Below are 19,516 nucleotides of genomic sequence, written 5' to 3' on the forward strand. Positions count from 1 at the left end.
CCCCGAGGTGCCTCGGATGCCTCAGCTGTGGAAGCGGATGTAGCCGTCGCCGTCGGCGTCCGAGCCGCGCTTGGTGTAGGCGTGGACGTCGGAGCGAGGGCCGGAGGGCTTGTAGAGGTAGATCGTGTCGCCGTCGTTGTTCCAGAGGAAGTTGCAGTTGTCGCGGTAGACCACGTTCTTCTTGTCGGAGTCGTCTCCGTGGCCGCCGCGGAGCTTCACGAAGTCCCCGGGCTGGAGGTAGTGGTTCGCGGTGAAGGCGAAGCGGTTGCCCGTGGCGTCCTTGACGACGTAGCCCTTGAGGTTGACGGTCGCCGAGGCCGAGTAGTTCTTGATCGTCAGATACTCCTCGTCGGTGTTGCCCGAGGAGCAGCTGTTGGAGTCCCGTCCGGGCGCGTCGTACTGGGCCCCGCGGACCTTGAGGGCCGAGTGGTACTCGGCGGCGTGCGCCTGGGTCGGTATCAGGACGGCGGTGGCGCAGGCCGCGGCGAACGCGGCCACGCCGATGCGGACGTGCTGGGTCATGGGAATCCCCCCTGTGCGAATGGGCCGCGCGGTTGCGATGCGCGGCGGAGCCAGAGGTTACATCAGGGTGACGACAACACCGCGCGAAGGTGGCCAACGGTGCGGAACGCGGTCATCCCTGCGCGGGTACCGTCCTCTTGCCACCGCCTGTTGACCGGGGCCGTCCGTGTCCGGGGCGTGCCGCCCTGCCAGGATGTGGCCATGGGAGTGAGCGGACCGGAGCGGGACGAACTGCTGGCCGACGCCGTGCGCATGCGCGAGCGGGGGGAGGCGGAGGCGGCGAGAGAGCGGCTGGTCGCCCTGGCGGAACGATGCGCCGACGATGCCGAGGTGGCGTACCAGGCGGCATGGGCACACGATGTGCTCGGCCTCGAGGCGGAGGCGGTGCCCTACTACGAGCGCGCCCTGCGCGGGGCGGGGCTGTCGGCGGAGGACCGGCGCGGCGCGCTGCTGGGCCTGGGCAGTACCTACCGGATCCTGGGCCGGTACGACGAGGCGGTCGCGCTGCTGCGCGCGGCCGTGGTCGACTTCCCCCGCGACGGCGCGCTGCGGACCTTCCTCGCGATGGCGCTCTACAACACCGGCGGGCACCGGGAGGCCATGCGGCTCCTGCTGACGCTGCTGGCGGAGACCAGCGCCGACCCCGGTGTGGAGCGCTACCGCAGAGCCATCGAGTTCTACGCAGGGGATCTCGACGCCACGGTGTGAGCGGGCCGGAGGGCGAAGCGGTCCGTCGTCCGCCCTGCGGAGCGCCCGCGTGCCACGAACCGGCAGAAGTACCGCTTATGGCCGCCTTCGGAGCCCCGTATGGCCGCCCACTTGGGGTTCCCGGCCTCGTGAGGTTGCCTGGTAACCGGGGCCGCCACGGCCCCGGGAGGGGGCTCCGCGAGAGGAGGGCCATGGACACCGGCGACGCCCGCCTGGCGGCGATGCACGTGGTCTCGCGACGACTGGACGCGGTCGTCGGCGGCCTCACCGGCGAGCAGCTGCTCCGCCCCTCCTTCGCCGCCGGCTGGAGCATCGCCCAGGTGCTGGTCCACCTCGGCGCCGGGGCCGAGTTGTGTACCGGGGCGGTGCGCCGTGGCCTCGCCGGGGACACCGCGGGCGTCTCGCGGGAGGAGATCGCCGAGGTCCACGAGCGCTGGATCCCCCTGCGGCCGGCCGCGCAGCGCGATGCCTGGCGCGAGGCCGAAACGGGGCTGCTGCGGCTGCTGGACTCCCTCGACCCCGGGCTGCGGGCGCGTGTGACGGTGCCGTACTTCACCGGCCCGGTCGATTTCACGGCCTTCACCGGCTACTGGCTGTCCGAGCAGTCCGTGCACACCTGGGACGTCGAGGTGGGGCTCGACCCGGCCGCCACCGTGCCGGCCCCCGAGGTGGCCCTGCTCTGGGACCGGATCGACATGGTCGCCTCGCGCAGCCGCGACGCAGACACGCTCGTCCGCCTCCGCCCGCGTCAGATCGGGATGGAGCTGACCGACCCGGTGCGCACCCTGTGCCTGACCCTCGCCGCCGAGTTGCACATCCTCCCCTGCGAGGGGGCGGAGTCCTCGGGGACGGTGTCCGGGCCGGCCGAGGCCGTGCTGCGGCTGGTCTACGGCCGCAACCGTCCGCGGGACGCGGTGACGGCGCGCGGTGCCGTCACCCTGGACGACCTGCGCGCCCTCTTCCCCGGTTTCTGACGGTTCCCGCGGGCGCGTGCGGGCCCACGGTCGCCCGGGGACGGCACGGGCTCGGCCCACCCGCCGTCCCGCGCGCGTGGTCGACGGCGGATGACGGGGAACGACGGCGGATGACGGCGGATTCGGTCACGCCGAGGACGTCGCGGAGCGCGCCCCCGAGGCGGGCAGCCGGACACCCCGCACGCACCCGGAACGGACGGCCTCGCGGGTGGGGGAGGGCGCCGGCCGACCCGCCCGAGCGCCCCGGACCCGGGAGGGCGTCCGGGGCGCTCGCGGGATTCCGGCGGGCGGCTCGGCGGGGCTCAGCGGCGCAGCAGCCGGTGGCTGACCGACGCGCAGATGGCGACGAGGGCGGCGGCGAAGCCGAGCAGCGCCACGCGCTGCGGGACGTACAGCGTGCCGACGCCGAGCCCGAGGACGGGCACCGCCAGGCCGATGTACGCGGCCAGGAACAGGCCGGCGAGGGCCTCGCCCCTGCGCCGCGGCTCCGCGAGGGTCACGACGGTCGACACGGTGCCCTTGAAGAGGACGCCGGCACCGGCGCCGGCGGCCATGCCGCCCGCCACGAACAGGCCGAGGCCCGGGAGCCACACGGCCGCGGTGACCGCGGCCAGCCCGAGCACCATCGCGGTGAGGCCGATCGCCAGTTGGCGCCGCGCCGCCACCCGGAGCAGCACCGCCTGCGCGCCGGCCGCGGAGCCGAAGACGAGGAACGGCACCAGGCCGGCGAGCGCGCGGGAGGGGTGGTGCATGGTTCCGGCGACGAAGACCGGCCCCAGCGAGGTGAACAGGCCCAGCACCGCGAAGGCCGCCAGGGTGGCGCCGCACGCGGCGAAGAACGCGGGCCGGGACGCGGCGGGTACGGTGACGCGCTGCGGCCGGTAGGCGGGACGCTCCCCGGCCGGTTCCACCGTCTCCGGTACGAGCGCCACGCCCGCGGCGGCGAGCAGCAGCAGTCCCAGGAAGACCAGGTAGGGGGTACGCAGCGGCGCGCCCGCATACTGGGCCAGCAGACCGGAGACCAGCGGGCCCACCGCGAAGCCGCCCATGTTGGCGGTCGTGGAGACGAGGTCCGACCGGCCCCGGCCGGCGCGCGGCCGTGCGGCGGCGTGCAGCTCCGACAGGTGCGCGGTCGCCGTGGCGGTGATCATGCCGATGCCCAGGCCCGAGACGACGCGGGCGGCGATCACGACCCCCAGCGAGGTGGACGTCAGGAACATCACCGCCGCGAGCGCCTCCACGATCACGGCGGGCAGCAGGACGCGCCGCCGGCCGAGCCGGTCGGAGAGGTGCCCGGCGAGGAAGAGGCTCACGACGACGCCGACCGCGTAGGCGGCGAAGGCGACCGTGACCATGAAGGTGGAGAAGCCCTCGCGGGCCTGGTAGAGGGCCCAGAGCGGGGCAGGGACGGCGGTGAAGGCCATGGCCACCAGGAAGGCGAAGGCGATGACCCGGAAACCGGAGCCGTGCCCCAGCGGGAGCCTGCGGGTGGAACGGGGGTGAGGACGGGGGTGAGGACGGACGGGGGCGCCGATGGGGGAGGCCGGCCTGGCGGCGTGCCGTGGGGTGGCCGTCTGGGGGGACACATCTTCTCCTGAGCAACCGAAATGATTGAACCCTCAAAGACTGCGTCCGGGTGTACGATCTCGTCCAACGATGATTTGTGCTTACTTCCATCCGTCTGATAGATGGTCAGCTATGGAGTTGCGCCACCTCGAGTACTTCCTCGCCGTCGCCGAGGAGCTGAACTTCACGCGCGCCGCCCGCCGGCTGCATGTGGTGCAGTCCGGCGTGTCGGCCGCCGTCCGCGCGCTGGAACAGGAGCTGGGGGCGCCGCTGTTCGAGCGCACCTCCAAGCACGTCGCCCTCACCGTGGCGGGGGAGGCCCTGCTGCCCGAGGCCCGTGCGACCCTGACCGCCGCCCAGGCGGCCCGGGACGCCGTCGGTCAGGTCGCGGGCGGGCTCCGCGGCACCGTACGGGTCGGCACGATGCCCTCGGTCGCCATCCTGGACCTGCCCGGGCTCTTCGGCCGCTTCCACGCCGACCACCCCCAGGTCGGCATCCGCCTCATGGCGCCGCTCGGCGGCTCCGCGGGCCTGGCCCAGGCTCTGGTCGACGGGGAACTGGACGTCGCGTTCGTGTCGCTGCCGGGCAGGCCGCCGGCGGGACTGACCGTCCGGTCGCTGGCCACGGTGCCGCTGGTCGCGATCCTGCCCGCGGACCATCCACGCGGCGCCGCCTCCTCGGTGACCCTCGCGGACCTGGCGGGGGAGCCCTTCATCGACTCGCCCACGGGCTTCGGGAACCGCCTCGTGGTCGACCGGGGGTTCGCCGCGGCCGGGCTGGAGCGCTTCGTGGTCATCGAGGTCACCGACGTCACCACCACCGCCGACTACGTCCGGCACGGCCTGGGGGTGGCCCTCATGCCGTCCTTCGCGGTGCGCGCGGACGACCCCGGCGTGTGCGTGCGCCCCGTGGCGGGCGCGGTCCTGGAGTGGCCGCTGGGCGTCGCCTACTCCTCGGTGCGCCGGCCCGGAGCGGCGCTCACCGCGCTGCTGGCCCTCATCGGGCGATACGTACGCGTCCCGCCCGAAGGCCCGTGAGCACCGCCGTGGTGACCAGCGCGTAGGCCACGTGCGGGACGATGTCGGAGATCCAGTCCGACCGCGACCAGGTACGCGGATCGGTCACCCGGAGCACCGTCATCGGCCCGTTGGTGCCGATCAGCGCCCCCACGGTCGCCGTGGCCGTCAGCACGACGGTCTGCGGTCGCCAGCCGCAGCCGAGCGCCAGGCCCAGCGTCGCGCCCATGCCGGCGCCGGCGGCGATGCCCGTGAGGGGTCCCAGGGCCGCCACGCGATTGCGCCGGGTGTCCGCGTCGCCGGGGATCGGCACGTGCGTGGCATCGGAGAGCCGTTCGACCGTGGTCTCGGGGGCGGAGCTGGCGGAGCGGCCGCGCAGCAGCATGTCCAGGTACCCCACCGTGTTCAGGACCGTCGTACCCGCCGCCCCGGCGGCCGCCCCGCACAGCACTCCGTGCGCGGGCCCGAAGCCGCCCCGCGCCGTCACGGGACCACCGCGCACCGGCGGGTTCCGCCGGTGCGCCGGGTACGGTGAAGAGTGCCGCGGGTCGTCTCCTGCATACCTCCCAGTAAGGCGCCGGACCGCGGCCCGCGCCACCGGAACGCACCGCTCGCCCCCGGGGGCGGCCGTCATCGGGGGGTGGGGTCCAGCCCGGTGAGCAGACGGGCCACGTCCAGGCCGGCGACGAGGTACTCCACGAAGGCCCGTTGTTCAGTGCCCACGGCGAGCGCCGCTCCCGGACGAGCGCGACGGCAGCGGTCACCTCGTGCCCGCTCTCCGTGAGCGCCTGCGCCACGACCAGCCCGGAACGGTTGTAGCCGGAGTGACAGCGCACCAGGGTGCGGCGCCCGTCCCGCACGGCCCCGGCGACCGTGCGGGCGAGCCGCTGCACCACCTCGATCTGCCCCGGGGAGAGCGGCCCGTCCGGGATCTCGGCCACGATGTGCTCCACGCCGGGCCCGGGGCCGTGTCCGGAGCGCGTGAACAGACTGACGACGAGGTCGAACTCGCCCCCCGCCACCGCCGGTTGCAGTTCGCCCCGGGCGTCGGTCCGGTAGTGCCACGCCCATCCACAGCCCCGGGACGACCTGGTTCCACGCCGCGTCCGGCCCGGGAAGGTCCCGATCCTTCTGACGCGTCCTCATGTCCCACCCCTCAGGCTCTCCAACGGCTCTCGTGCGGGCAGCGGTTCCCTTTTTCGCGGAACGGCTGCATGAAGCGGGCCGGGCCGGGCACCCGAGCAGTACGGCCGCGCCGCGACTACCCACCCCCCCCTGGTCGCCGGCGCGGCCTTCACCCGTCGCCGGTCAGCCGGTCAGCCGGTCAGCCGGCCGCCCGGAAGGCGCGGCCCGCGGGAGTCGTGTGTGTGCCGTCCGTGAACAGGCCGCTGCCGGGCCGGGCCGGGTCGGCGCCGAGGCCGAACCAGGCGTAGCGCTGTACGTAGGGGAGGGCCTCCAGGGCCTTGGTGGAGGCCGTCACGAAGGCGGCCTGCTGATCCGGGGTGGGGAAGCGGGTGCCGTGGGAGAAGTCGATCAGGGCGTACTCGGTGAGCCAGATCGGCTTGTGGTAGCGCTGGTGGACGGCCTCCAGATAGGACGTCAGCTGGGAGACCGCCGCCGCGGTCCGGAAGTCGCCGCCGTACCAGTGCAGCGTGATGAAGTCGACCCGGTAGCCCTTGGCTTCGGCGCCGGACATGAAGCGGTCGAGCCAGCCCCCGGGGGTCGCGCCGTTCGTGGCGACCGCAGGGCTGCCCAGGATCCGTCCGGCGTCCATCAGCCGCGGCCACAGGGTCAGGGCCTGCTCCACCGACATGTTCGACTGCTGGGCCATGTCGGGCTCGTTGAAACCGAGCAGGTACGGGCCCTGCGCCTTGGCCTGGGCCAGGGCGTCCGGCGTGACGGAGGCCGGTCCCCAGATCATGGGGACGAAGCGCCCCGAGGGCGGGGAGGCGACGTCCTGGTGGCCCGCCGACCAGGTGTAGTACCAGCTCGCCCCGGAAGCGGCGAGCGCCTTGCCGACCCCGGGAAAGGTCCACACCCCGACGCCCTTCTTGGCCGACGACGCGACCCGTACCGGAGGGGCCTGACGTGTCGCCTTGGGTGAGGCGGTCTTCTTCGCCGCCTTCTTCGAGGGGCTGGGGGAGGGGGACGGACCGGGCGGGCGGACCGGGGCCGTGGCCGTCGCCGTGGCGGCAGGGGTGGAGGGCGCCGGGGGCGCGGCCGCCTCCGGGGCCGGTGAGGGTCCCGCGGTGAGCCGGGCGGCGACCAGCGCCACGGCCACCACCGCCGCGACGGCCGCCGCGCCGAGGACGGGGGCGCGCAGTCCGCGCGGGGCGGTACGGCCGGCGGCCCGGTGGGCACCGCGCGCACCCGGTCGGGGTGAGGGCGTCGGCGCGGGCGCGGGCGTCGGCGCGGGCGTCGGCGAGGAACCGGTGGCGGCCTGCCGCGTCACCGCCGGGACCACCCGCCCCGGGTCGAGCGCCGGGGGCACCGCGAGCAGCGGCATCCCGCTGAGCAGCCGGTCCATGGGGAGCAGCCCCTCCGCCGCCCCTCCGCACGCACCGCATCCGCGTATGTGCCGCGCGAGGCGCTTGCGCCACAGCGGACTCGGCACGCCGTCCCAGGTGGCGGTCGTCCCCCGCAGATCGGCGCAGCCGGGCGTCGCGCCCAGCGCCCGGACCACGATCCGCGCCGCCTCCGTCTGCTTCTTCATCCGCTGCACCCGCACCGCCGCGTGCCGTTCCGACAGCCCGAGCGCCGAGGCGAGTTCGGCCCGGTCCAGCTCCCCGGTCTCCTCCAGCCACCACAGCGAGAGCAGTTCGCGGTCGTCCTGGTCGAGCCACCGGGTGGCCTCGGCGACCTCCCGGCGCTGTTCCGTGAGGCCGAGGCGCAGGATCGTCAGCCCCGCGAAGTCCAGGGCGGGATCGGGTATCCGGTCGGCGGCCTCCAGCCCCGCGCTGCGGTGCCGCGCCGCGGCACGGTCCCGCTCACGGTCGCGGACCTGCCGGATCGTGATCGCCACCAGCCAGGACCGGAACGCCGCCGGGTCCCGCAGCTCCGACAGCCCCCGCACCATGCGCAACAGCGTCTCCTGTACGACGTCGTCCACGTCGGCGTGGCCGTTCAGCGCCCGCCCGACGATGTTGTAGACCAGCGGCAGGCACTCGCCCACCAGCCGGTCGAGGGCCCGCCGGTCGCCCGAACGCGCCGCCGCCACCACCCCGGCGCCGGGTCCGCTCCGGTGCGTCTCGCGCATGTGGCTCCACTCTTCCCCACTCGGTTTCGCCGTCCACGACCGCGCGGCCGTCCCGCGACCGCGATGCCTCCATGTACAGGAGACGGGCGGCCCGCCCCCGGACAACAGAAATCCGTGGGGTTCGTCGGCGGATTCGTGCGGTCCGCCCGCGGTCCGCGCGGTTCCCGCCGTGCGGGCACGCAGAGGGAGAAGGCGGGAAGGCACAAGGATGGCACGGCTCACCCGGCATGGGGGCGGGCCGGGCGCGGGAGGGGCGGGCGCCCGCGACGACGTCCGCATCGGCGTGATCGGCGGGTCCGAACCGCCCGCCGTCCCGGGCGAGTCCCCCCACGGCCGCCGCCGAGCCGCCGAGCCGCCGAGCCGCCGAGCCGCCGAGCCCGTACGCGTACGCCTTCGCCTTCGCCTTCGCGACCGCGCCGCGACCCGCGGCCGCTTACGCGGCGTCGAGGGCGCGCCGCAGCTCGGCGACGCCGGCCGGGCCGCCCGGGTCCTGCCAGAGCTCGGCGTGGGGGTCCTGGAGGTACGGAACGCCGTACGCGGGCGTGCCCGGCTGGAAGCGGCGGCCCTCGGTGAGCGGGCCGGCGTCCACGGTGTCGTAGCCGAGGGTGTCGAGCAGGGCCGTGACCGCGAGCTTCGCGGCCTCGTCGTCACCGGCGATCGGCAGGGCACTGCGGTCGGGCGCTCCGGTGGGCCGGGCGAGGGCCGCGAGGTGGCGGAAGAAGATGTTGTTGAAGGCCTTCACCACATGAGCGTCCGTCAGGTGCCGCTGCAGCAGTTCGCTCTCGGTCAGCTCCCCGGCGTCGAGCTGCGGGATCCGCCCGTCGCGCTCCGGGTAGTAGTTGCCGGTGTCGATGACGGTCCTGCCGACGAGCGGGGTGTGCGGGACCTGGGGAACGGCCTTGAGCGGAACGGTGACCACGACCCAGTCGCCCGCGCCCGCCGCCTCGGCCGGGGTGGCGGCGCGGGCGCGCGGGCCGAGTTCCGCGACCAGGGCGGAGAGCGTCTTTGGGGCCCTGGAGTTGCTGAGCACGACGTCGAGACCGGCGTCGACCGCCAGCCGGGCGAGGGTGCCGCCGATCTTGCCGCTGCCGATCAGTCCGAGAGTCGCCATGGGGTAACCGTGCCCTCCGGCCGCCGCCCTCGACGATCGCGCCGCGGCGATTCAGCCGTACGGCCGTACGAGCCCCGAAGTGACGGCACCCGGGCGCCGTGGCTGCCGGCGCTCGGAGTGGGTGCTAAAGTCGAAGTCATAACTTCTGTTCTAGCAGTAACTACGGAGTGCAGTGTGAGCGTCGCCCCCAACGAATCCCTCGCCGGTCGCCGTGCCCTGGTCACCGGCGGTACCAAAGGCGTCGGTGCGGCCATCGCCCGCCGGTTGGCCGAGGCCGGTGCCACCGTCCTGGTGACGGCGCGCAGCGCGCCCGAGGACGTCGATCCGAAGACCTTCGTCGCCGCCGATCTCGCCACCCCGGAGGGGGCCGCCGCGGTCGTCGGCGAAGTGATCGACCGGGTGGGCGGGGTGGACGTCCTGGTGAACAACCTCGGCCACTCCGACGCGCCCGCCGGGGGGTTCGCGGTGCTGGGCGAGGACGAGTGGGCGAGGGAGCTGAACACCAACCTCCTCGCCGCCGTCCGCCTGGACCGCGGGCTCCTCCCCGGCATGATCGAGTCCGGCAAGGGTGCGATCGTGCACGTCACCTCCATCCAGCGGCGGATGCCCCTGTGGAACGGCACCCTCGCCTACGCCGCCGCCAAGGCCGCCCTGACGACCTACAGCAAGGGCCTGGCCAACGAGGTCGCCCCGCACGGGGTCCGCGTCAACACCGTCTCGCCCGGCTTCGTCCGGACCACGGCCGCCGACGCGCTCGTCGACCGCATCGCCCGCGAGGCGGGCATCACGGCCGACGCCGCCCTCGGCCGCCTGATGGACTCCCTCGGCGGCATCCCCCTGGGCCGCCCCAACGAACCCGAGGAGGTCGCCGAACTGGTCGCCTTCCTCGTATCCGACCGGGCCTCGGCCATCGTCGGCGCCGAGCACGTCATCGACGGCGGCACCCTTCCCACCGTCTGACCCCGTCCCCACCCCAAGGAGCAGTGATGAGCGCCACCGGCCTTCGCCCCATCCCCACCGCCGACCTTCCCGAGGTCGTCACCCGCTACCTCGCCGCGCACCGGGTCCGCGACACCGCCACGGCGATCACGGCCTTCACCGGCGACGCCGTCGTGACCGACGAGGGCGCGACGCGCCGCGGCACCGCGGCGATCGAGGAGTGGCTCGCCACCGCGGCGAGCGAGTACACCTATACGACGGAACTGACCGGCGCCGAGCGCGCGGACGCGCGCCACTACGTCGCCGTCCAGCACCTCGAAGGCGACTTCCCCGGCGGAACCGTCGACCTGCGCTACCGGTTCACCCTCCGTGACGGCCTGATCGAGCGCCTGGAGATCGGGGTCTGACCGGCGGCTCGCGGGGCCGTGCCGGGCCCGACAGGCGGTGCCGGGGTTGCTGCTAAAATGAAAGCGACAGAGTTCATCGACCCTGGCACCGACTGCGCGGAGGTGGTCGACATGGTGAGCCGCATTCGGCTGGAGGATCGCGAGTGCCCGCTGTCGACGACGGTCGGGCACGTCGGTGAGTGGTGGACGCTGCTCATCCTCCACGACGCCTTCGACGGCTACACCCGCTTCGACCAGTTCCAGGAGAACCTCGGCATCTCGTCGAGCATGCTCACCACCCGCCTGAAGACCCTCGTCGAGGACGGGCTGCTGGAGCGGCGGCCGTACCAGACCCATCCGACCCGCTACGAGTACCTGCTCACCGACCTCGGCCGGTCACTGCGCCCCGTCGTCGTGGCCCTCGCCGCCTGGGGCAACTCCCGCCTCGCGCCCGAGGAGCGGAGCATGATCCTGGTCGACGCGGAGACGGGCCGGGAGGTCGAGCCGGTCGTGGTCGACGCCGTCACGGGCCGGCGGCTCGACGACAGCGAGGCCTTCGTCTACGCCGCGGGGCCCGCCGCGAGCGAGATCATGCGCGCCCGCTACGAGGGCCGCGCCCGTACCTGACCCACCGGAGGAAGAGGTTCCGTGCCCACCGCGGACGAACTGCTCGGCGCTGCCGCAGTGACCGGACTGGCCGACTGCCTCGCGGCGGCCGGCTCGGCGCCGATGGCCGCCGCGGTGCGCGACACCGTGCCGCAGCTGGACGCCCTGGCGCTGCGCGAGCGCAGCGACCTGGTGCGCGACGCCATGCTCGCCGCCGGCCCGCAGGACCCCGCGGCCCTGGAGGCCGTCGTACGGGCCGCCCTTCCCGACCCGCGCTTCACCGGCTGGATGATCTGGCCGGTCACCGAGGCCGTGGCCGCCCTGGCCTCCGGCACGGCCGAGGGCACGGTCTTCGAGGACGGCCTGCACCTGCTGGCGGACCTCACCCCGCGCCTGACGGCGGAGTTCGCCATCCGCCGGATGCTCAACGCCGACCTCGACCGGGCGCTCGCCGTCGTCACGCGGTGGACCGCGCATCCGGACGCGCACGTACGCCGCCTGGCCAGCGAGGGGACACGGCCGCGGCTCCCGTGGGCGGTGCGCGTACCGGAGATCCTCGCCCGGCCCGAGGCGACCCTCCCGATCCTGGGCGCCCTCTACAAGGACCCCTCGGAGTACGTGCGCAGGTCGGTCGCGAACCACGTCAACGACATCAGCCACGCCCGGGTGGACCTGGCCGTCGAGGCGGCCGGGCGGTGGTCGGCGGCCCCCGACGCGCACACGTCCCGGCTCGTCCGCCACGCGCTGCGCACCGCCGTCAAGCGCGGCGACCGAGGAGCCCTCGCCCTGCTGGGGTTCGAGCCCGCGACCGGCCTGGCCGTCGACGGTCCCGCCGTGGCCGAGCCCACCGTCGCGGTGGGCGGGGAACTGCGCTTCGCCTTCACCCTGGAGAACCGCGGCGACAAGCCGCTCCGCCTCGTCGTCGACTACGTCGTCCACTACCGCAAGGCCAACGGCACCACGGCGCCCAAGGTCTACAAGCTGACGACCAGGACCCTCCAGCCGGGTGAGCGGAGCGAGCACACCGGCGCGCGGTCCTTCAAGCCGATCAGCACCCGGGTCTTCCACCCCGGAGCCCACGCCCTCGAGTTGCAGGTCAACGGCGAGCCGCACGGCAAGGTCGGCTTCGAGGTCGTCACCGGGTGAGACGGCCCTCGATACGCTGTACCGCGTGAAGAGGAAGCCGGCGGCCGCCGATCAGCCGACCCTGGACGCCGTCGCGGAGGCGGCGCTCGCCGTCATCGACGAGGACGGGCCCGCGGGGCTCAGTTTCCGCGCGGTCGCCCAGCGGCTCGGCGTCTCGCACGCCACGGTCTTCCGGCGCTGCGGGGACTTCGACGGGCTCCTGAGCGCCTGCGCCGACCACGTCGCCGCGTCGCTCCCCCTGGTCCCGCCGGACGGTGACTGGGCCGCCGCGACGGAGGCCCGCTTCACCGGCCTGTACCGTCTGCTCATCCGGCACCCGGGACTGGTGGCGCTGCGCGCCGGCCGTTCCTGGCTGGGCCCGCAGCTGCTGGGCCGGCTCGTCGAACCGCAGATGGCGCACAGCATCGCCGCCGGCATGGACGCCGACACGGCCATCCGCGTCTACCGCCGGCTCTACCTGCTCACCCTCGGCGCCGTCGCGTTCGGCGACCACCGCGACGAGAAGAAGGCCGTCGCCGCCGCCCGAACGGCCCTGGCCGCGCTCGACCCCGAGGACTTCCCGGCGCTGACCGGCGCGATGAACGCGGTCCTGCCCGTGCTGGTCGACCACGGGGTCTATTACGAGGCGCTGCGCGGTCTCATCCACGCCGCCCGGGCCGAGCACCTTCCCGCCGGTCACCGCTGACGGCGCGCGGCCGCGGCGCGAGATGCCGTTCCACGATCGCGCGCAACCCTTCCATGTCCGGTCCGCCTCCCGCGCCCCGCTTCGGCAGCATGCTCATCGTGTTCATGCCGGTGTCGTGGACCAGCAGGAAGAGCCGCGGCGTTTCGGCGTAGTGGCTGAAGGACGTCCAGGGCATCTTGTGGTCGCTGAAGGCCGAGGCGAAATGGACGCCCTCGTCGGCCACGCGAACGGTGTACTCGCCCTGGGAGCGGGCGTGCGCGGTCACCTTCCGCAGTCCGCGCCACCGGTCGATGGCTCCGCCCGCGAGCCCGGTCACCACCGTCACACCGCCGCTCAACGCGATGACGAACTCGTCGCCCGTCTCCGTGAAGCCGGGCATGAGCACCCGCAATGCGGCGATCAGCGCCACCGTGCCCACGGCGAAGACCAGTGGGAGCCTCCAGAACTCGAGGCGGCGCCGCTGCGCACGCAATACCTCGGCTACGTCGTCCCTGCTCGGCGTCCAGGTGAATTCCACGGCCGGGACGTCGTCGGAGGCCGCCCCCGCGGGGGACCGCGCCGGCTGCTCCACCGCGCCGGGGTCCGGCGCGCGCATGTCGTTCGTCACCGCGGCATTCAACCGCCCGGAAGGCCGTTCCGGCCAGGGGCTCCGGCGCGCGGAGGTCAGGAGGAACCCGTCAGGTCGGACGGATCGGTGTTGGCACCGCAGACGACGACCGCGACGCGTTCGCCGGGGGCGGGCCGGTGGGCGCCGGAGGTGAGCGCGGCCAGGGCGGTGGCGGCGCCGTGCTCGACGGCGAGGCGGCGGTGGTCCCACAGCGTGCGGCGGGCCGCGACGATCGCCTCGTCGGGGACGAGGACCGAGCGCACGCCGTCCTTGAGCGCCCACTCCAGAGCCGTACGGGAGGCCCGGCGCGCGCCCAGGGAGTCCGCCGCGACCGACCGGACGGGCACGTCCACCACCTCGCCGGCCGCGACGGCGGCGTGCAGCGCGCACGAGCCCTCGGGCTCGACCGCCACCACGCGCACCCCGTGCTCCAGCGCGGACGCGGCGACGCCCGCGAAGAGCCCGCCCCCGCCGACCGCCACGACCACGGTGTCCAGCCCGGGCAGCGCCGTCGCGATCTCCTCCATCAGCGTCCCGGCCCCGGCCGCGATCAGCGGATGGTCGTAGGCGTGCGACTCGAGGGCGCCGCTGTCGGCGGCGTACTTCTGCGAGGCCTCCAGGGCCTCGGCGTACTCGCTGCCGACCTGGCGCACGTCCGCGCCGAGTCCGCGCAGCTTCCGCACCTTGACCGCGGGTGCCGTCCGGGGGACGTACACCGTGGCGGGCACGCCGTGCCGGGCCGCGGCCCAGGCGCAGGCCAGGCCCGCGTTGCCGCCGGAGGCGATGACCACACCCGCCTCGGGCATGGCGTCCCGCTCGACGTGGCTCCGGACGAAGTTGAACGCGCCGCGCGCCTTGAACGACCCCGTGTGCTGCATGAACTCCAGCGCCAGCCAGCCCCGGACGGCGGCGCCGAAGGCGCCCTCGTCCACCGCGGAGAGCGTGACGGGGCGGGTGTGCCCGGCGATGCGGGCGGCCGCGGCCCGTACGTCGGCATGGGTGATGGTCACGGTGCGCTCCGGGCTGGTGGGGGAGTCCGGAGAAACAGTGTAACAACCACTGTTCCGGCGAGTCGGGCCGTGCGCGCGACGGTCAGCGGACGACCAGCCGGTGCTCACCGGCCGGCACCAGTTCCCCGATGACGGGAGCGCCGGGCACCTCCCCGGCCACCAGCAGGCCGCCCGAGGTCTGGGCGTCGGCCAGCAGCAGCCGGGTGAGTTCGCCGGTGCCGCCGAAGTCGGTGTACGGGGCGACCCATGCCAGGTTGCGGCGGGTGCCCCCGCTGACGAAGCCCTCCGCCGCGGCCTCCCGGGCCCCGTCGAGGTACGGGACCGCGGACGCGTCGACGACGGCGCTCACGCCGGAGGCCCGGGCGAGCTTGTACAGGTGGCCGAGCAGTCCGAAACCGGTCACGTCGGTCGCGCACACCGCCCCCGCGGCCAGCGCCCGCTCGGACGCGGTGCGGTTGAGGGCGACCATCGCCTCCACGGCCTGCGGGAAGACCTCCCCGGTCGTCTTGTGGCGGTTGTTGAGCACGCCCAGTCCCAGGGGCTTCGTCAACGACAGCGGCACACCGGGCCGGCCAGCGTCGTTGCGCAGCAGCCGGTCGGGGTCGGCGGTGCCGGTGACGGCCATGCCGTACTTGGGCTCCGGGTCGTCCACGCTGTGGCCGCCCCCCACCACGCAGCCCGCCAGGGCCGCGACGTCCAGCCCGCCGCGCAGCACCTCCCGGGCCAGCTCCAGCGGCAGGACGTCCCGCGGCCAGCTCAGCAGGTTGACCGCGACGAGCGGGGTCCCTCCCATGGCGTAGACGTCCGACAGCGCGTTGGCGGCGGCGATCCGGCCCCAGTCGTAGGGGTCGTCGACCACGGGGGTGAAGAAGTCCGCGGTGGTGACCACCGCCCGGGCGCCGGGCCCGCCGGGCAACCGGACGACGGCGGCGTCGTCCCCGGTGTCCAGACCGACGAGGACCTCCGCCCCGGGGACGCCCGCCGCCCCCCGGGGCGTCAACCCGGCCACGATCTCCTCCAGTTCCCCCGGGGGGATCTTGCAGGCGCAGCCGCCGCCGTGGGCGTACCGCGTCAGCCGCACGCCGTCCTGCCGGGTCTCGGTTCCGGTCATGAGGGCTGTGGTCCTTTCGGAGCGGGCCCCGGCACCGCTGTCGCCCGAGGCCGGGTGACGCGGCCGTGTGGCGCGTTGACTCGGGCGGAGGCCGGGGGTTCGATGGGCGTCCGGCGTGGCAGGGAGACGTCAGGGTGCCTGGTGGCCCTCCCGGTCTTCAAAACCGAGGTGTCCGAGCAACTCGGGCAGGCGGGTTCGATTCCCGTCCGTCTCCGCCGCCCGGGCCGCGCGGGTGCCTCACCGCGCATGGGGCGGGTCCTGGGCCTCCGGGGGGTCCGCGGCGCGGCAGCGGCGGAGCGCGTCGGCCACGCGGACGGTGCGGCCCTGCCGGTCGAGGAGCTCCAGCAGGGGGATGACGACGCGGCGGGTGGTGTCCAGCGCCCGGCGCGCCTGGCTCGCGGTGAACGGCTGCTCCAGCCGCGCCAGGACGGCCGCCGCCCGCTGGTCGGCGCCCGGCAGGAGCACGATGCCCTCGCCGATCCTCAGCAGGGCGCCCGCCGATTCGGCGGCCGCGAGCAGCTTCGGGCTCAGGCCGAGCTGCTCCAGCCGTTCGGCCTCGGGCGCCCGGAAGGGGCTGCGCGCCAGTTCGGCCCGGACCGCCTCGACGGCCGCCTGGGCCCCGGTCGGGAGCGTCGGCCGCGCTCGGCCGCCGTGGAGACGTCCGCCCGCCTGCCGCAGGCCCGGTTCGGCCGCCGCGAGCGCCTCGACCAGGGCGCGGTCCGGCAGGCCGAGCGCGTGGCGGGCCGCCTCCAGGGGCATCCCCGGTTCCAGGGGGTGGCGTACGGCGTGGTCCTCCACGGCCTCGCGCAGCCGGCGGCGCAGACCGGACCAGTGCGCGGGGTCCGCCAGCCACTCGCCGGCCACCGGGGGCCCGGGCGGGCGGACGCCCATGGCGAGGAGTTCCGGGCGCCGGACCAGCCCCCGGCGGCGCAGCTCCGCGGCTCCGTCCCCGGCGTCGGGGACCGACTCGAGCTCCTTCGCCCGCGCCGCCGCGGCTCCGCGGCGGGTCAGCCGCGGCGGGCGGACGTCGAGGACGGTGAGGCCCGCCGGGATGCGGTGCCGCCCGGGGTCGCGCAGCAGGGCGGCGTCGGCGACCCGCAGCGGCAGCGGGGTGGCCAGCCGCAGCCGTGCGCTGTCCTCGCCGAGCGGGCGGACCGTGACCGGGACCGCCGCGGATCCGGCGTGCAGCATGAGGGTGCGGGGCAGGTCGCCGGCGTGGTCGCCGCGCAACCGGACGTCGACGACGTCCGTCGTCAGCCAGCGGTCCGGGGTGAGGAGCGCGTCCCCGCGACGCAGGTCCCCGGCCCCCGGTCCGGTCAGATTGACCGCCACCCGGGCGACCGCGCCCACCTCCTGCCGCGGCTCCTTCAGGGACTCCAGGCCCCGCACGCGCAACGGCCGTCCGCCGCGCGCGAGGTGGAGATGGTCGCCGACCCGGACGGTGCCAGCCGCGAGCGTGCCCGTGACGACCGTCCCGCGGCCCCGCACCGTGAAGGCTCGGTCGACCCACAGTCGCACGTCGGCCGCCGGATCGGGGGCGGGCAGTTCACCCGCCAGCCGGACCAGGGCCGTACGCAGCCCGTCGAGCCCGGCGCCGGTCACCGGACTGACGGCGACGCAGTCCACGTCGCCGAGGGAGGACTCCGCGATGCGGGCGCGTGCCTCCTCCCGCGCCGCGTCCGGGTCGGCGAGGTCGCACCGGGAGACGGCGAGGACCGCGTGCCGTACCCCGAGGGCGTCCAGCACGGCGAGGTGCTCCTCGGACTGGGGCTGCCAGCCCTGGTCGGCGGCGACCACGAAGAGCACCGCGGGCACCGGACCGACACCGGCCAGCATGTTGCCCACCAGGCGTTCGTGTCCCGGCACGTCCACGAAGGCGACGTCCCCGGCGCCGGGCAGCCGCGTCCACACGAACCCGAGGTCCAGGGTCATGCCCCGCCGCCGCTCCTCCGCCCAGCGGTCGGGCTCCATTCCGGTCAGCGCCCGCAGCAGCGCGGACTTCCCGTGGTCCACATGGCCCGCGGTGGCGATGACGTGCACGCTCAGCTCTCCGTGCCCGGCTGTGCCGTCTCCGGCGGGGCGCCCGCCCGGCGCACCGCCATCACCAGAACCGCGTCCGCCTCCTCCGGCAGGGCCCGGAGGTCGAGCAGGCACCGGTCGCCCTCGACGCGGCCCACGACCGCGGGATCGGCCCGGCGCAGCAGATCGGCGTAGGCGGTGGGCAGGGACACGGCGGCGCTGGGGAGCGTCACGCCGGGCGCGCCGCCACCGCCGACCACCGCCTCCGTGCGGGCCGCGCGGCTGTCGAAGCCGTGGGCGCGCAGCTCCGCCGCCAGGCGTTCCGCGCGGTCGCGCAGCCGTTCGGGGTCGGCGTGCAGCGCCGTCCGCGTCGGGGTCGCGGGGCCACGCACCGTCGCCTCGAGCGCCGCGAGGGTCAGCTTGTCCACGCGCACCGCGCGGGCCAGCGGGTGGCGGGCCAGCCGGCGCACCACATCGGCGCGGCCGAGCACGAGACCGCACTGCGGGCCGCCGAGCAGCTTGTCGCCGCTGGCGGTGACCAGGGACGCGCCCGCGCGCAACCAGCCGGTGGCGTCGGGCTCGTCCGGCAGCACCGGATCCGGGACGAGCAGCCCGGAGCCGATGTCGGCCACCACGGGCACGCCGAGCCGGGCCAGTTCCGCGACCGGCACGTCCCGGGTGAAGCCGGTGATACGGAAGTTGGAGGGGTGCACCTTGAGGACGAACCCGGTCTCCGGTCCCACGGCGGCCGCGTAGTCCTCAGGCGTGGTCCGGTTGGTCGTACCCACCTCGCGCAACCGGGCGCCGGTGGAGACCAGCAGGTCGGGCAGCCGGAAGCCGTCCCCGATCTCCACCAGTTCCCCTCGGCTGACGACGATCTCCCGGCCTCGCGCCAGCGCCGTGGCGGCCAGCACCAGCGCCGCGGCCCCGTTGTTGACGACATGGGCCGCCTCGGCGGTGGGCACCCGCCGCAGCAGCGCCTCCAGCGCGGACCGCCCCCGGCGCGAGCGCGCGCCGGTGGCGAGGTCGAGTTCCACGTCCGTGGTCCCGGCGGCGGCCAGTACGGCGTCACGGGCCGCCCTCGACAGCGGGGCACGGCCGAGGTTGGTGTGCAGCAGCACCCCGGTGGCGTTGAGCACCGGGCGCAGACCGGCGGCGGTGGCGGGGAGGGCGGCGAGGGCGTGGTCGGTGAGTTCGCCGATCGGTACCTCGCCGGCACGGGCCCGTTCCTGGACTCCGGCCAGCACCTCCTTGACCAGCCCCCGCCCGAGCCGCTCCGCGGCCTCGGCCAGCCGGGGGTCGGCCAGCAGGGCGTCGGTGCGGGGGACCTGGCGGCGGGCGTCGGTGGGTGGGGGTGGGGCGGAGGGTGGGGGTGGGGGTGGGGCCGAGGGTGGGGGTGGGGGTGGGGGCGGAGCGGTGGAGGTCCGGTCGCGGTCCATCAGCAGCACCTTCGCTCATGCGTGCCGGGCTGTCGCCCAGGGTACGGCGCCGCGGCCGCGGGGGGCTTCCGCCACACCGGGGTGCGTTCTGTGAGGCGCGGTTGTCGTGTGCGGCGCCGTTTGTGGTTGCTGTTGGGGTTTCCCCGCCCGCCCGCCCGATTGCCCGGCGCGGTCAGGTACCGCGCCGCTGTGTGTGGGGGTGGGCCGGGGTCGGGGCCTCCGGGGCTGGGCATTCTGGACGCATATTTACGTGCGTGGCGGGCACTTTGCCTGGTCGTCCCGGGTGCCGCACACAAATACGCCCAGTGTCCAGAACGCCCACCCCTACGACCCCGCCCCCTCCGTTTCGCTGCGCGCCTGATCGCCGGAGGGGGTAGGGGGGCGGTTCGGGGTTGCCGCGCATGCTTCCTGAAC

The 19,516-nt window shown here is 75.1% G+C and carries 18 protein-coding genes, 1 tRNA gene and 1 pseudogene; 9 read left to right on the forward strand and 11 right to left on the reverse strand.

Going from position 1 to position 19,516, the window contains the following annotated elements:
• Nucleotides 1-21: 21 nt before the first annotated feature.
• Nucleotides 22-522, reverse strand: coding sequence for a lamin tail domain-containing protein (locus tag AB0F62_RS17880; RefSeq protein WP_361799161.1), 501 nt, complete (start codon nucleotides 520-522; stop codon nucleotides 22-24).
• Between the two features lie 201 nt (nucleotides 523-723).
• Between AB0F62_RS17880 and AB0F62_RS17885 the strand changes: the two genes are divergently transcribed.
• Together AB0F62_RS17885 and AB0F62_RS17890 are read left to right on the forward strand one after the other, a co-directional pair.
• The gene (locus AB0F62_RS17885; RefSeq protein WP_361799164.1) at nucleotides 724-1,230 is read left to right on the forward strand and encodes a tetratricopeptide repeat protein; all 507 of its coding nucleotides are present in this window, start codon (nucleotides 724-726) and stop codon (nucleotides 1,228-1,230) included.
• 191 nt (nucleotides 1,231-1,421) lie between these two features.
• Complete coding sequence (locus AB0F62_RS17890; RefSeq protein ID WP_361799167.1) at nucleotides 1,422-2,204, forward strand: maleylpyruvate isomerase family mycothiol-dependent enzyme; 783 nt, start codon at nucleotides 1,422-1,424, stop codon at nucleotides 2,202-2,204.
• A gap of 302 nt (nucleotides 2,205-2,506) precedes the next feature.
• Here AB0F62_RS17890 and AB0F62_RS17895 read toward each other — a convergent pair whose 3' ends face one another.
• Entirely contained in the window at nucleotides 2,507-3,790 is a 1,284-nt protein-coding gene (locus AB0F62_RS17895; protein ID WP_361799170.1) for an MFS transporter, read from the reverse strand.
• Between the two features lie 112 nt (nucleotides 3,791-3,902).
• Here AB0F62_RS17895 and AB0F62_RS17900 point away from each other — a divergent pair, with 112 nt between their 5' ends.
• Nucleotides 3,903-4,808, forward strand: coding sequence for a LysR family transcriptional regulator (locus AB0F62_RS17900; RefSeq protein ID WP_361799173.1), 906 nt, complete (start codon nucleotides 3,903-3,905; stop codon nucleotides 4,806-4,808).
• On the opposite strand, the gene AB0F62_RS17905 is transcribed toward AB0F62_RS17900, so the two are convergent.
• The 4 genes and pseudogenes from AB0F62_RS17905 to AB0F62_RS17920 all read right to left on the reverse strand — a co-directional run bounded on the left by AB0F62_RS17905 (nucleotide 4,768) and on the right by AB0F62_RS17920 (nucleotide 9,154).
• Nucleotides 4,768-5,289, reverse strand: a complete 522-nt coding sequence (locus AB0F62_RS17905; RefSeq protein WP_361799176.1) for a hypothetical protein — start codon at nucleotides 5,287-5,289, stop codon at nucleotides 4,768-4,770. The genes AB0F62_RS17900 and AB0F62_RS17905 overlap by 41 nt on opposite strands.
• Nucleotides 5,290-5,417: 128 nt before the next feature.
• Nucleotides 5,418-5,933: pseudogene (locus AB0F62_RS17910) on the reverse strand (protein phosphatase).
• Nucleotides 5,934-6,111: 178 nt separating this feature from the next.
• On the reverse strand, nucleotides 6,112-8,043 hold the full coding sequence (locus tag AB0F62_RS17915) for a sigma-70 family RNA polymerase sigma factor (protein ID WP_361799179.1): 1,932 nt from the start codon (nucleotides 8,041-8,043) through the stop codon (nucleotides 6,112-6,114).
• 433 nt (nucleotides 8,044-8,476) lie between these two features.
• Nucleotides 8,477-9,154 (reverse strand): NAD(P)-binding domain-containing protein, encoded by a 678-nt coding sequence (locus AB0F62_RS17920; RefSeq protein WP_361799182.1) that lies wholly within the window; start codon nucleotides 9,152-9,154, stop codon nucleotides 8,477-8,479.
• A 174-nt stretch (nucleotides 9,155-9,328) separates the two neighbouring features.
• Between AB0F62_RS17920 and AB0F62_RS17925 the strand changes: the two genes are divergently transcribed.
• The 5 genes from AB0F62_RS17925 to AB0F62_RS17945 all read left to right on the forward strand — a co-directional run bounded on the left by AB0F62_RS17925 (nucleotide 9,329) and on the right by AB0F62_RS17945 (nucleotide 12,916).
• Nucleotides 9,329-10,114, forward strand: a complete 786-nt coding sequence (locus AB0F62_RS17925) for an SDR family oxidoreductase (RefSeq protein ID WP_361799185.1) — start codon at nucleotides 9,329-9,331, stop codon at nucleotides 10,112-10,114.
• A gap of 26 nt (nucleotides 10,115-10,140) precedes the next feature.
• Nucleotides 10,141-10,500, forward strand: coding sequence for a nuclear transport factor 2 family protein (locus AB0F62_RS17930; protein ID WP_361799187.1), 360 nt, complete (start codon nucleotides 10,141-10,143; stop codon nucleotides 10,498-10,500).
• A 111-nt stretch (nucleotides 10,501-10,611) separates the two neighbouring features.
• Nucleotides 10,612-11,106, forward strand: a complete 495-nt coding sequence (locus AB0F62_RS17935; protein ID WP_361799385.1) for a helix-turn-helix domain-containing protein — start codon at nucleotides 10,612-10,614, stop codon at nucleotides 11,104-11,106.
• A gap of 21 nt (nucleotides 11,107-11,127) precedes the next feature.
• Nucleotides 11,128-12,231 carry a DNA alkylation repair protein gene (locus tag AB0F62_RS17940; RefSeq protein WP_361799190.1) on the forward strand — a complete coding sequence of 368 codons (1,104 nt, stop codon included), beginning with the start codon at nucleotides 11,128-11,130 and terminating at the stop codon, nucleotides 12,229-12,231.
• Between the two features lie 25 nt (nucleotides 12,232-12,256).
• A complete protein-coding gene (locus AB0F62_RS17945; RefSeq protein ID WP_361799193.1) occupies nucleotides 12,257-12,916 on the forward strand; it encodes a TetR/AcrR family transcriptional regulator in 660 nt (219 codons plus the stop codon).
• Here the strand turns inward: AB0F62_RS17945 and AB0F62_RS17950 are convergent.
• From AB0F62_RS17950 to selD, 3 genes are all read right to left on the reverse strand, one after another.
• Nucleotides 12,870-13,523: a YcxB family protein gene (locus tag AB0F62_RS17950; protein WP_361799196.1), complete on the reverse strand. Its 654-nt coding sequence runs from the start codon at nucleotides 13,521-13,523 to the stop codon at nucleotides 12,870-12,872. The two genes, AB0F62_RS17945 and AB0F62_RS17950, sit on opposite strands and share 47 nt — an antisense overlap.
• 56 nt (nucleotides 13,524-13,579) lie before the next feature.
• Entirely contained in the window at nucleotides 13,580-14,533 is a 954-nt protein-coding gene (locus AB0F62_RS17955) for a threonine/serine dehydratase (RefSeq protein ID WP_361799199.1), read from the reverse strand.
• 82 nt (nucleotides 14,534-14,615) lie between these two features.
• Nucleotides 14,616-15,644, reverse strand: a complete 1,029-nt coding sequence (gene selD / locus AB0F62_RS17960) for a selenide, water dikinase SelD (RefSeq protein ID WP_361799202.1) — start codon at nucleotides 15,642-15,644, stop codon at nucleotides 14,616-14,618.
• Nucleotides 15,645-15,766: 122 nt separating this feature from the next.
• On the opposite strand from selD, the gene AB0F62_RS17965 reads away from it, so the two are divergent.
• A tRNA-Sec gene (locus AB0F62_RS17965) sits at nucleotides 15,767-15,859 on the forward strand.
• 22 nt (nucleotides 15,860-15,881) lie between these two features.
• Here AB0F62_RS17965 and AB0F62_RS17970 read toward each other — a convergent pair.
• Nucleotides 15,882-17,684: a SelB C-terminal domain-containing protein gene (locus AB0F62_RS17970; RefSeq protein WP_361799205.1), complete on the reverse strand. Its 1,803-nt coding sequence runs from the start codon at nucleotides 17,682-17,684 to the stop codon at nucleotides 15,882-15,884.
• 2 nt (nucleotides 17,685-17,686) lie between these two features.
• A complete protein-coding gene (gene selA / locus AB0F62_RS17975; protein WP_361799208.1) occupies nucleotides 17,687-19,102 on the reverse strand; it encodes an L-seryl-tRNA(Sec) selenium transferase in 1,416 nt (471 codons plus the stop codon).
• Nucleotides 19,103-19,516: the final 414 nt, after the last annotated feature.

The sequence above is a fragment of the Streptomyces sp. NPDC026673 genome (genome assembly GCF_040638135.1).
In the GTDB taxonomy this organism is placed as follows: domain Bacteria; phylum Actinomycetota; class Actinomycetes; order Streptomycetales; family Streptomycetaceae; genus Actinacidiphila.